This is a genomic window from Verrucomicrobiia bacterium (assembly GCA_019694135.1).
GTDB lineage: Bacteria > Verrucomicrobiota > Verrucomicrobiia > JADLBR01 > JAIBCM01 > JAIBCM01.
Map to the genome: position 1 here is coordinate 313861 of JAIBCM010000002.1, position 12785 is coordinate 326645.

The 12785-nt window shown below is 42.0% G+C and carries 11 protein-coding genes; 9 read left to right on the plus strand and 2 right to left on the minus strand.

What is annotated here, in order from left to right; translation table 11 throughout:
• Nucleotides 1-61: 61 nt before the first annotated feature.
• Complete coding sequence (locus K1X66_03870) at nt 62-829, minus strand: AAA family ATPase (protein MBX7157506.1); 768 nt, start codon at nt 827-829, stop codon at nt 62-64.
• 144 nt (nt 830-973) lie between these two features.
• Between K1X66_03870 and K1X66_03875 the strand changes: the two genes are divergently transcribed.
• Nucleotides 974-2086 carry a protein arginine kinase gene (locus K1X66_03875; protein ID MBX7157507.1) on the plus strand — a complete coding sequence of 371 codons (1113 nt, stop codon included), beginning with the start codon at nt 974-976 and terminating at the stop codon, nt 2084-2086.
• Entirely contained in the window at nt 2079-4598 is a 2520-nt protein-coding gene (locus K1X66_03880) for an ATP-dependent Clp protease ATP-binding subunit (GenBank protein MBX7157508.1), read from the plus strand. The genes K1X66_03875 and K1X66_03880 overlap by 8 nt, the downstream gene beginning before the upstream one ends.
• 24 nt (nt 4599-4622) lie before the next feature.
• Here the strand turns inward: K1X66_03880 and K1X66_03885 are convergent, their stop codons facing one another.
• Complete coding sequence (locus K1X66_03885; protein ID MBX7157509.1) at nt 4623-5987, minus strand: MBL fold metallo-hydrolase; 1365 nt, start codon at nt 5985-5987, stop codon at nt 4623-4625.
• Between the two features lie 149 nt (nt 5988-6136).
• Between K1X66_03885 and K1X66_03890 the strand changes: the two genes are divergently transcribed.
• The 7 genes from K1X66_03890 to nadA all read left to right on the plus strand — a co-directional run bounded on the left by K1X66_03890 (nt 6137) and on the right by nadA (nt 12750).
• Nucleotides 6137-6871: a TraR/DksA family transcriptional regulator gene (locus tag K1X66_03890; protein MBX7157510.1), complete on the plus strand. Its 735-nt coding sequence runs from the start codon at nt 6137-6139 to the stop codon at nt 6869-6871.
• A 54-nt stretch (nt 6872-6925) separates the two neighbouring features.
• Nucleotides 6926-7162 (plus strand): 30S ribosomal protein S18, encoded by a 237-nt coding sequence (gene rpsR, locus K1X66_03895; GenBank protein ID MBX7157511.1) that lies wholly within the window; start codon nt 6926-6928, stop codon nt 7160-7162.
• Nucleotides 7163-7182: 20 nt separating this feature from the next.
• Nucleotides 7183-7446 carry a 50S ribosomal protein L28 gene (gene rpmB, locus K1X66_03900; GenBank protein MBX7157512.1) on the plus strand — a complete coding sequence of 88 codons (264 nt, stop codon included), beginning with the start codon at nt 7183-7185 and terminating at the stop codon, nt 7444-7446.
• Between the two features lie 69 nt (nt 7447-7515).
• Nucleotides 7516-8568 carry an N-acetylmuramoyl-L-alanine amidase gene (locus tag K1X66_03905; GenBank protein ID MBX7157513.1) on the plus strand — a complete coding sequence of 351 codons (1053 nt, stop codon included), beginning with the start codon at nt 7516-7518 and terminating at the stop codon, nt 8566-8568.
• 54 nt (nt 8569-8622) lie between these two features.
• Nucleotides 8623-11325 (plus strand): isoleucine--tRNA ligase, encoded by a 2703-nt coding sequence (ileS, locus tag K1X66_03910; GenBank protein MBX7157514.1) that lies wholly within the window; start codon nt 8623-8625, stop codon nt 11323-11325.
• A complete protein-coding gene (gene lspA, locus K1X66_03915) occupies nt 11325-11819 on the plus strand; it encodes a signal peptidase II (protein ID MBX7157515.1) in 495 nt (164 codons plus the stop codon). Before ileS ends, lspA begins: the two co-directional genes overlap by 1 nt.
• A 1-nt stretch (nt 11820) precedes the next feature.
• Nucleotides 11821-12750 (plus strand): quinolinate synthase NadA, encoded by a 930-nt coding sequence (gene nadA / locus K1X66_03920; GenBank protein MBX7157516.1) that lies wholly within the window; start codon nt 11821-11823, stop codon nt 12748-12750.
• Nucleotides 12751-12785 lie beyond the last annotated feature (35 nt).

Genomic DNA, 12785 nt, shown 5'->3' on the forward strand with positions numbered 1-12785 from the left:
TGATGTAATAAGTTGATTTTGACCTTTTGAATGATTGTAATAAAAATAGCGATTTCATAATTCATTCTTGCTTTGTTAAAAATTCTTCGACCAATGCCGCATAAGCGATAGCGCCTGTGCTATGGAGATCGTAAGCAAAAATAGGTTTTCCATGACTGGGAGCTTCACCCAAACGAATGGTGCGTGGAATTAAGGTTTCATAAAGAGAGGCACCAAGATGGTTTTTGACTTCTTGAATGACGGTTTGGGAAAGTTTGGTGCGAGCATCATACATAGTCATGAGAATGCCTTCGATTTGGAGATTGGGATTGGCGGTTTGGCGGATGCGTTCGATATAACTCAAAATTTTGCTGAGCCCTTCCAGAGAAAGATATTCGCATTGTAGCGGGATTAAAATGCTGTCGGCAGCGATTAATGCTTGAGTCATGAGCGCGCCGAGGCTGGGTGGACAATCGATAAAAACAAAATCGAAGGTGGGATTGAGGCGAAGCGGTTCAAGAATCTGTTTTAAGCGGTGGATTGAATTTTCGAGTTGTGCGATTTCGATTTCGATGCCAGCTAAATCTTTTTCAGAAGGGAGTAATGAAAGGTTGAGATAATCGGTAGGAGCGATGAATGTTTCTAAGGGTCGATTATCACCTAACAAAACAGGGTAAAGGCTCAGGTTGGGCTGCTCTTGAAAACCCACAGCGCTTGTGGCGCTAGCTTGGGGGTCGAGGTCAATTAAAAGAACTTTTTTATCTTTAGCGGCTAACCCTGCAGAAAGGTTAACGGCTGTGGTGGTTTTGCCCACGCCGCCTTTTTGATTGGCTATGGCGATAATTTTCATGTTTGAAAGAGAGATAACAATTTATTTTGAAATTTAATAAAGAGAAAAAGAGGAAAAAGAAATCAATTTTACGATAAGTTTAATTTTCAGAGTGAGTTTTGCGAGCTTGAAAGGCCAGTGAAAAATTCGTATATTAAGCAGGAGATGAAAATGTTGAATTTGGTTGAAACCACAGCGGATTGGTTAAAGGGCGACGACGCGCAAGAAAATAGTATCGTTCTGAGCAGTCGTATGCGTTTGGCGCGCAATCTGGTGGGTTACGCTTTTCCAACGTGGGCTAAGAAAGCCGAACGAGAAAAAGTATTGTCGGTGGTGATGCCGGTGGTTTTGGAATTATCGCCGATGGAGAGTCCTTTGGTAGCGGAGTCGATGGAGAGTTTTTCCGTTTTAGATAAGCAGATTTTGGTTGAGCAACATTTGATTAGTCGTGAACATGCAGCAAAGGCGGGCGGCAGTGGCGTAGTGGTGAGTCATGACCGTTCGCTGAGTATCATGATTGATGAGGAGGATCATTTGCGCATGCAGGCTTTTAAGCCTGGGTTGCAGTTGGATGCGGTGTGGAAGATGATTAACAAAGTAGACGATGATTTGGATGAGAAATTGCATTTTGCTTTTTCGGATCGTTACGGTTATTTGACGGCTTGCCCGACGAATGTGGGAACGGGGATGCGGGCTTCGGCTATGTTGCATTTGCCGGCTTTGGTGTTGGCGGATCAGATCAATCAAATTGTGCAAGCAGTCGGAAAGTTGGGATTAGCGGTGCGAGGATTGTATGGTGAAGGAACGGAAGCATTGGGTAATTTGTTTCAAGTTTCGAATCAGATGACTTTAGGCGAATCGGAAGAGGAGATTATTGAGCGCTTGAATAAGGTGATTACGCAGATTGTTGAGCACGAAGAAAATGCGCGTGCAACTTTACTCGAGAAAAGTCCGCGAGTGGTGGCGGATCAAGTGGGTCGCGCTTATGGAATTTTGAGTCATTGTCGTTCGATTTCGTCAAAGGAGGCGTTGAATTTATTGTCATTGATTCGTTTGGGTATGGAAATGGGAATTTTTGCGAAAGAAGCAAGCGCCATTGTGAGTGATTTGATGATTGTGACGCAACCGGCCCATTTACAGTTTCATTGTGAACAAAAGTTATCAGCAGAAGATCGCGATGGGTTGCGAGCAGACTTAATTCGAGAAAAGCTTTCTGTTTTGAAGCGACCTGATATGAGTTTAGTCAAACCTATAAAGAAAGGTAAGCAAGATGAATAATTTTACTCCTCGAGCGCAACAGGTGTTGGCATTGGCGCGTAAAGAGGCCGACCGATTTAACCATAATTATGTGGGCACCGAGCATTTGTTGTTAGGCCTAATTAAGTTGGGGCAGGGTGTGGCAGTCAATGTGCTGCAAAAAATGGGGTTGGATTTGGAAACGGTGCGTGCCGAAGTGGAGAAGCAAGTTGGCACGGGTCCGGATACCAAAATGGCAGGAAATATTCCTTACACGCCTCGTGTGAAAAAAGTTTTGGCATTAGCGGATAAAGAGGCGAAGACTTTGAACCACAGTTATGTGGGCACGGAACATTTATTGTTGGGTTTGTTGCGTGAAGGAGATGGCGTGGCGGCGCGCGTGTTAAAAAGTTTGGATGTGGATATTGAACGCACCCGTTTGGAAGTGTTAAAGGAATTGGATCCGGGTTATACGGGCGAAGAAGGCGAAGAAAGCGCAGAACAGGCTGAGCAAGGAGCGGCACCTCAAGAAAAGCGTTCGGAAAAAATGCCAGCGTTGAAAGCATTTGGTCGTGATTTAACGGATTTGGCTAAGAAGGGTGATCTCGATCCGGTGATTGGTCGCAAAAATGAGATTGAGCGTGTGATTCAGATTTTATGTCGACGCACCAAAAATAATCCTGTTTTGATCGGAGAAGCGGGCGTAGGTAAAACAGCGATTGTGGAGGGTTTGGCGCAAGAAATTATTTTGGGCAATGTGCCGGATTTGTTGCGTGATAAAAAAGTGGTAACTTTGGATTTGGCCTTGATGGTGGCGGGCACCAAATATCGCGGTCAATTTGAAGAGCGCATTAAAGCGGTGATGGAAGAGATTCGACGCCATAAAAATGTGATTCTTTTTATTGATGAGTTGCACACGATTGTGGGCGCAGGTTCTGCGGAAGGAGCGATGGATGCTTCGAATATTATTAAACCGGCGCTTTCTCGAGGCGAGTTGCAATGTGTTGGCGCAACGACTTTGAATGAATATCGCAAGTATATTGAAAAAGATTCCGCGTTGGAACGACGTTTTCAAACGGTGAAGGTAGAAGCGCCTTCGGTGGATGAAGCGATTCAGATTTTGAAAGGTTTACGTCCGAAATATGAGGCGCATCACAAGGCGAAAATTTTAGATGTTTCGGTAGAAGCAGCGGTAAAATTGTCGGATCGCTATTTAGCGGGACGCCAGTTGCCCGATAAGGCTATCGATGTGATGGATGAAGCGGGCGCGCGGGCACGAATTGCTGCCACGATTCAACCTCCTAATTTTAAAGAGTTAGAGTCAAAAATGGAAGAGGTTCGAATCGAGAAAGAGACAGCTATCAAGAATCAGGATTTTGAAGCGGCAGCAGCTTTGCGTGATAAAGAGAAAGAGGCAAAAACCAATTACGAAGAAAAGGTTAAGGCTTGGAAAACGCATCGTGAGGAACAGATTGTGACAGTTGATGAGGATGATGTATTTCAAGTGATGTCTAAGTGGACGGGTATTCCTTTACAACGTTTGACGATGGAAGAGTCGGCACGGTTGCTTCGTGTTGCTGAGGAGTTGAAAGGAAAAGTGATTGGCCAGGATGAAGCAGTGAATGCGATTGGTCGGGCTTTGCGACGTTCGCGTGCAGATTTGAAAGATCCGAAGCGTCCTATTGGGAGTTTTATTTTCTTGGGGCCAACAGGTGTTGGAAAATCGCATTTGGCCAAGGTGTTGGCGGAATATATGTTTGGTAACAGTGATGCGCTCATTCAGATCGATATGAGTGAGTATATGGAGAAATTTAATGTTTCGCGATTGGTAGGATCGCCTCCCGGTTATGTGGGTTACGAGGAAGGGGGACAGTTGACGGAACGTGTGCGACGTCATCCTTATAGCGTTGTTTTGTTTGATGAGATCGAAAAAGCGCATCCCGAAGTTTGGAATATTTTGCTCCAGATTTTGGAAGATGGCATGATTACCGATAGTTTGGGTCGTAAGATTGATTTTCGCAATACGGTTATTATTTTAACTTCTAACGTTGGAGCGGATATTGTTCGTAAATCGACCAGCTTAGGCTTCGGCACAAAAATGGATAGCGAGAGCTATGATCAAATGAAGGAAAAGATGTTGGAAGAAACCAAACGCGTTTTTAAACCGGAATTTCTTAATCGTTTGGATGATATTATTGTTTTCCATTCTTTGACCAAAGAAGATTTGCGACACATTGTGGATATTGAAGTGGGCAAGGTAGTCACTCGTTTGCATTATAAAGAGATCGCTTTGGAATTAACAGATGCCGCGAAAGACTTTTTGATTGAGAAGGGTTACGATCCCGCTTATGGAGCGCGTCCTTTGCGTCGTGCTGTGGAGCGAAATATCGAAGATTATGTGGCCGAAGAAATTTTGAAGGGTAATGTGAAACCAACCAGTGTGATTAAGGTGGATTGTGAAGAAGGTAAGTTGAAGTTTGATATTACTACAGCGCCGCCGCTTAATATTGAAGGCTCAGAACCCGTTTCCACGCCACCGCCTCAAAATTCTTAATTTAGTTCCGGTAAAAGAGCAGCTTTAAAATGAAATAGTTTCTCCTGGTAAGGGGATAGTAATTTTCATTTTAGGCCGCGCTTCTCGGATTTTAGTCTGGAACCATTCCAAAGCTGGCTCATCTCCATGAATAAGTAAAACATGGCGAGGATTGACTTGGATAATGTAATTGAGAATATCTTCGCGTTGGGCGTGGGCCGTTAAATCAAAACAATCGATTTCACAGCGAATCGGTTGCTCACCCTCTTCCGGATCTAAAGTAACTGATTTATTTTCAGCAAATGCGCTTTTCAACTGTCCAGCGGGCGAGTCAGGATCGGTGTAGCCAATGAAGAAAATGGCATGTCGCGGATCGGTAAGAAAATGTTGAGCAACTAAATTGGAAAGGGTGTGTTGAGTCATCATGCCGGAGGACAGGAGATAAATGTGGCCGCGTTGCGGGTTAATTTTTCGAACATTTTTACCGTTTACCAATCGCGGTTTAATGTCGTCGATGAGTTTAAGTTTAGGCGATAGACGTGGGTAATATTTTGCTAATCGATCGTAAATGGTGGAAATATTCCAGCTCAAACCTCCAATAGAGATGGGACAAGGTGGAATAATGCCTTCTTGCATCATATGATACAGAGCAACTAAAGTTTCTTGTGTTTTCCCTAGAGCAAAAGCGGGAATTAAAATGGCGCCATTTCGTTCGATTACTGTATTAATGCTTTTAGCAAGGCGTTCTAATTCTGCTTTTCGACAATAATTACTACTATCCGTAGCGCCTCGCGTGGTTTCAATGAGTAAAGTATCAATTTCATCTTTTGGAAAATCGGCAGAGTAAGAAATTTCTTGGGCATCAAAATTAACATCGCCTGTATAAAAGAAATTACCTTTCGCACTATTAAAACGTAAACCAACAGAACCTAAAATATGGCCTGCGTCAAACATTTCAAAAGAGAATTCATTTCGAGAGGCAGGCTCACCGTTTAAAGAGAGTTTTTTTTCCAAGGCGCAGGGGAACCATCGTTTTTGTATTTGATCGACTTCAGCATGAGAAAAAAGTGGAAGAGTTTCTTGAGATTGGGTTTTCTTCTTCATGATATTCACGGAATTGTGAAGGAGGGGATCGCTTAAATGGGTAGTGGGCTCACTCATGAAGATTTTGGCTTGGGGATGAAGTCGAGCAAAAAGAGGGAGCGTGCCGAGATGATCCAAGTGGGCATGGGAAATGAAAATGGCGTCTAATTTTTTTCCTTGGGTTTGAGTGTATAAAGGTGTGGCAGCCATGCCTTCTTTTTTAGGATGCATCCCAGCGTCTAGAAGGATCGTATAACCTTCCATTTCCAGTAAATAAGAGTTGGCGCCAATTTCATTGGCGCGCGTTAGATTAGTAAGATACCTCATGAACTTTTTACGGCATGAACTCCTCTTAGAAACAATTTTTGATAATGAACTCAATTCATGGGTAAAATTGAAAATTCTATTAAACTGCTAATTTATTATTGCTTCCTTTTAATAACATGTTAGCTTTTCCCGCTTTTATGACAAAAAAAATGAAAAAATCAAAAAAAATCGGTAAAAGTTCCAAGGCGGTAAAGGTAAATCGAGCCAAAGGAACAAAGAAAAAAGTGAATGCTGCTTCGAAAAAAAAGGCAGTTCGTTCCATTTTGTCTAAAACATCTTCTGCTTTGAAACAGTTAAAGAAAAAAGTAGCGCCTAAGCCGACTCGGGCTGTGGAAAAGATTCAAAAGCCTAAAATTTTAGCGCGTCCCGTGGTAGTAAAAAAAATAGCCAAAAAACCTGTCAAGTTGACTCCTTTTCTTTTAACTCAACAGAAAAAGTTGCAGGAACTTCGCGATTTGTTGTTAGATCAGATGCAGGATGTAGCGCAAGGCAATTTGCGGGCTGCTCCAGAAAGTGGGGGAGGTGCGGCGTTTGGTCAACATATGGGAGATGCCGGAAGTGATGCTTATGAAAAAGATTTTGCCTTAAGCTTGCTTTCTCAAGAGCAAGATTCTCTTAATGAAATTGAAGATGCTTTGCAACGCATTGAGGATGGCTCTTACGGTATTTGCGAGAAATCGGGGAAAACGATCCCTAAAGCCCGTTTAGAGGCTTTACCTTGGGCGCGTTTTACCGTGGAATGCCAAGCTGAAATGGAAAAAGCGATGAAAGGAAAACATCGCTGGGAGTCTGTGCCTCAGTTTATGGATATGAATGAAGGCTCTGATGAAGAAGACGAAGAGGAGGGTGAGGAAGAAACCCGAATTCGAATTAAAGAAGAATAGAAAGAAAAATAAACTTTTCAGATTTTCTTTTTTTGCTAAAAACATAACTTTCTTATGATTACTACCAAAATATCTCAGCGACCTCGTCGGAGGTTGAATCGATCTTTTCCGAAAAGGAAAATTGATATTAATCCGGATGCCTTGGAATTTAAAAATACGGAATTATTAAAAAAATTTATTACCGAAAAAGGTCGTATTTTGCCTCGTCGTGTTACAGGGATGCCAGCCAAGTGGCATCGAAAACTGAATCGTGCTATTAAACGAGCGCGACATGTTTTATTGGTCAAATAACATTTAATTTTTACAATCTTATGGCTCGTCAATGTCAAATCACACAAGCGAAACCGGTTAAAGGCAGTTCCATTATCCGAAGTGGTAAGGCCAAGAAAAAAGGCGGTATTGGTATGCATGTCACAGCTAATACGCCGCGCAATTTTTTCCCCAATTTAAAAAACAAAAAGATTTATGTGCCGGAATTGAAACGTTACGTTTCAGTCAAGTTGACAGCGCGCGCTTTGAAAACAGTGACGCGTCACGGCGCTTACAACACTTTAAAAAAAGCTGGCATTATTTAGATTGCCAGGTTTGCTTCACATGGTAAGGGGTTGACTTTTTCAGAGTCTTCCTGCATTTTTCCAAACATTATGCGTTGGGTGTTTCTCTCTCTTTTTTTTGTATTGTCATTTTATCAGCCCGGAAATGCTGCGGAATGGCAAATTATCCGTTTAGAGAATCGAGATTACCTTAGTTTGATGCAAGTCGCGGAATTTTATCGATTAATGCAACCCATTGATTCTCGTGATAAAGAACGTACTTTAGTGGGAGGAAATTATACTTTAAAATTCCGGCTTGATAGCGAAGAAATGCAAATTAATGGTGTGAAACATGTTCTTTGTTTGCCGGTTTATCAGAGGAATGGTCAATGGCTGATTTCGCGAATGGATTTAGTTAAAACATTGGATCCTATTTTGCGTCCTAGCCGTATTGAAGAAGGCAAAAACTTTAATACTATTATTTTAGATGCGGGTCATGGTGGTGGCGATCAAGGGGCGCGTTCTGTATGGTCGCCTAATGAAAAGGTTTTGACTTTGGATCTCGCGCGTCGACTAAGGGGACTTTGTGAAGATAGTGGATTTCGCGTGGTTATGACGCGAAATGATGATGTTTTAATTCCGTTAGAGGAGAGAGCCAATTTTACTAGACGCTATAATAATTCAATTTTTGTAAGTTTACATTTTAATTCGGGCCCTTCTCATGCCAAAGGAGTCGAAACCTATTGTTTGTCACCTCGCGGCACGCAATCAACCATGTCCAATCGCTTACGCTTGGCCGATTTCAATCAAGCGCCAGGTAATCTTCACGATGCCAACAATATTTTGCTAGCAAGCTCTATCCAATCCCAACTTTCTGAATTGAGAGGGAATCCTACGGAAATTCGCGGTGTAAAACGCGCTCGTTTTACTGTCTTGCGTGCAGCGAGTCAGCCTGCTGTTTTGGTTGAAAGCGGTTTTGTCAGCAATCGTGAAGATGCGCAAAAATTAGCTTCCTCGAGTTATCGCCAATTATTGGCTGAAAAAATTAGACGCGGCATTTTGGATTATCAAATGTTGCTAAGACAAGGCACTAAAACTCGCCCTGAAAAAGGACTTGCTCTTTGGGGCGGACGCAATCTTTTGTTGGCTTATCTTTCAAATTAAGAATTATGAAGTTTTATTTTTTAAATCTTGATTCATAATTCATAATTTTCCCAAATGTCCGTTAACTACAAAGATACTTTAAACTTGCCGCGAACTGACTTTCCTATGAAAGCCAATTTGCCAACCCAAGAACCTAAGTGGTTGGAAACATGGCAAAAAGAAGATCTGTATCAGGAAATTTTAAAACGTCGCAAAGAAGGTGATCGGTTTATTTTGCATGATGGCCCCCCTTTTGCCAACGGCGATGCTCATATGGGGCATGCTTTAAACATGACTTTGAAAGATATTGTTCTCAAATCGCGTAATATGGCAGGTTACTTTGCTCCTTTTATTCCGGGTTGGGATTGTCACGGTTTACCCATTGAACATAAAGTCATGAAAGAAATGGGTGCCAAGGTGGATATCGATCCCGTTTCGATACGAAAAAAATGCGCGGCTTATGCCGAAAAATATATCAACATTCAACGTGAACAATTTCAAAGACTTGGCGTTTTTGGTGATTGGAAAAATCCTTATCTGACTATGGCGCCAGAATATGAGGCGGAAATTCTTAGGCTTTTTGCTAAACTCGTAAGGAAAAATCTCGTTTATCAATCCTTAAAACCTGTTTACTGGAGCACAGGATGTCAAACCGCATTGGCCGAGGCTGAAGTAGAGTATCAAGATCGCGAAGATCAAGCGATTTATGTGAAATTTCCGTTAATGGATGATGCTTCGCAAAAAACTTTTTTTGTCATTTGGACAACCACTCCTTGGACTTTGCCTGCAAATTTAGCGATTGCGGTTCATCCGGAATTAGATTATGTAGCGGTCAATTTTCAATCAGAAATATTGATCTTAGCAAAAGCCCGACTTATCGACCTAGAAACAAAATTAGGCGCCAAATTACCTGTCATTCAGGAAAAAAAAGGAAAAGAATGGGTCGGTGCGCGTTATCGGCATCCTTTTTTGAATCGCGAGTCGAAAGTGATTGCAGCTGATTTTGTCACTGCGGATTCGGGATCCGGTTTAGTGCATATTGCTCCTGGTCACGGTCAGGATGACTATCAAGCGGGCTTGAAGGAGAAATTAGAAATTTTGTCACCGGTTGATGACCGAGGATGTTTTACCGAAGAGTGCGGAGTTAAAGATTGGGTTGGAAAATATGTTTTCGATGCCAACCCTGTTATTATTCAAAGTCTTAAACAGCAAGGGAGTTTATTGGCTGAAGAAACATTAACGCACAGTTATCCTCATTGCTGGCGTTCGAAAACGCCGATTGTTTTTCGTTCAGTCAAACAATGGTTCATTCGAGTTGATGATTTTCGTCAAAAAGCTTTGGATTTGATTGATCAAGTCACATGGATTCCGGATTGGGGCATTAATCGGATTCGTGGTGCCGTGGAAAGTCGTCCCGATTGGTGCATTTCCCGACAAAGAACATGGGGCGTGCCCATCCCAGTTTTTTATCAGGAAAAGGGCGATGCGATTTTGTCACCAGAAGTGATTGAAAGATTCGCTGATCTCGTCGAAAAACACGGAACCAACCTTTGGTTTGAAATGTCGGGTGATGAATTGGCTGAAAAACTGGGTCTCGAGAAAGGATTAAAAAAAGGCACCGACACGTTGGATGTTTGGATCGACTCGGGTTCTAGTCACGCGGCCGTGCTAAGAAAAGAAGGATGTTTTCCGGCTGATCTGTATTTGGAAGGAAGCGATCAACATCGTGGTTGGTTTCAATCATCACTTTTGACTTCAGCCGCTGCGACAGGTGAAGCGCCTTATCGTCAGGTTTTAACCAATGGTTTTGTCGTTGATTTGGATGGGAAAAAATTGTCGAAATCCAATACATATCAAAAACCTGTGGATCTCATGTTTTTTGTTAATAAAAGTGGCGCTGATATTTTACGACTTTGGGTTGCCAGTCAGGATTTTCGCGATGACGTCCCTTTTTCTGAAGAAATTTTTAGTCGCGTTACCGATACTTATCGCACGATTCGCAACACATTGCGTATTTTATTGGCAAACTTATATGATTTTGATCCTAAGACGAATGCTTTGCCTTATGAGAAACTAACTTTGCTCGATCAATATATTTTGGTTTCTATCAAACAATTAATTGAAACCTGTTTGAAAGCTTATAACCGATATGAGTTTCATGAAGTGTATCATGCCGTGAATCGTTTTTGTGCTGTGCAACTCTCTTCTTTTTATATTGATGTCACTAAAGATCGAATGTATTGCGATCAGGCGAATTCGATCCGGCGTCGTGCCACTCAAACTACTATGCATGAAGTAGCAAGTGTTTTATGCCGTTTGTTGGCTCCTCTTATGCCCTTTACTACTGATGAGGCTTGGCGAGTGTTGGGTAATTTGGAATCGGTTCATCTTAGCCGATTTCCTGAGGTCAAAAGCTATCCTAATGAAGATTTTATTTTTGGAGAGTGGCCTAAGCTGTTGTCTGTAAGAGATGAGATTAATGCTAAACTAGAAGGTTTGCGTTCGCAAAAAAGTATCGGTAAAAGCCTGGAAGCTCAAGCGAGTGTAGGGCGAAATTTGGGTTTGGATATTTTTGAATCGGTATGGACTGAAGTCATGAATGTTTCGCAAGTGATACAAGCGGACAGCGACACGAAAGAAGTTGAAAAGGCTTCAGGTCAATCTTGCGCGCGTTGCTGGAAAATTTTGCCCGAAGTCGGAACGAGCGAAAAACATCCTGAACTTTGTCAGCGATGCGAAGAAGCAGTGGAAACATTTTTGACTCAGCAACAAAACTAATGAAAACAGTTCTAAAGACCCAAAAACCGACATGGGTGTTCTGGATTGTTTTTGTTAGTTGGTTGATTTTGGATATTGCGACGAAATATTGGGCGGTAAAATACCTCAAGGGGCAACTTCCTATTGTTGTGATTCCTAATTTTTTTCGTTTGATTTATCATATTAATTTTGGTGTGGCGTTTGGTTGGTTCAATGAAAAATCAAAGATTTTTCTTATTGTGATGATTCTTGCCCTAATGTTATGGATGATTTGGTTTGCTCGAACCTTATCCTGGGAAAAAATTGGAATTAATTTTGCTGCGGGTTGGGTGGCTGCTGGGGCAGTTGGAAACTTAATGGATCGAGTTAAACAAGGTTATGTTATCGATTTTTTAGATTTTACTTTTTGGGGCTGGTCATATCCCACTTTTAATGTCGCGGACACTGGTATTTGTGTCGGCTTAGGCCTTGTGCTACTATTGGAATGGAGAAAATGGTGGGGAAAGACGACTTAATATGAACGCGTTACAAAAAGAAATTTTAGAGTTAAAACAGAAAAAAAATGCTGTGATTTTGGCGCATAATTATCAGGTGGCGGAAATTCAAGACATCGCTGATTTTGTGGGAGATTCCTTGGGACTTTCCTATCGCGCTCAGGAAAGCCAGGCAGACATTATTTTGTTTTGTGGAGTTCATTTCATGGCCGAAACTGCGAAAATCGTGAATCCTTCGCGTAAAGTGTTGATTCCTGATATGGACGCGGGTTGTTCCTTATCCGAATCTTGTCCTTCCGAAGAATTGGCAGCATTTCTCAAAAAAAATGCTGAGGAAAATTATTATGTCGTGGCTTACATCAATTGTAGTGCGGGCGTGAAAGCGTTAAGCGATGTGATTTGCACATCAGGCAACGCGGTAAAAATGGTTCAATCTGTTCCTGCTGATCGCAATATTTTGTTTGTGCCAGATCAGAATTTAGGCGAATGGGTGCAACAGCAAACCGGCCGTCCTATGGATTTATGGAAAGGAGAATGTTATGTGCATGTGGAATTTACCCATGCCAGCATCACTAAAATTCGCGAACAATATCCTGATGCACCTGTGGTGGCGCATCCTGAATGTACGCGTGCAGTTCGCATGTTAGCCGATGAAGTTTGTAGCACAGAAAAAATGGTGAGTTTTTGTCGAAATCATCCTTCCAAAAATTTTATTATCGTAACCGAATCAGGAATGTTGCATCGGTTAAAACGAGAACTTCCTGATCGTAATTTTATTCCTGGCCCTACCGAACTTTGTGCCTGTGCTGATTGTCGCTATATGAAAATGAATACCCTCGATAAAGTTCGCGATGCTTTACTTCACGAAAAACCTGAAATCATTTTGCCTGAATCTTTGCGCCTTCGCGCCTTACAACCTATCGAACGAATGTTGGAATTGAGCAGGAATTAAAAACTGAATCCTCAGGTCAAGATCAAGGATGACAT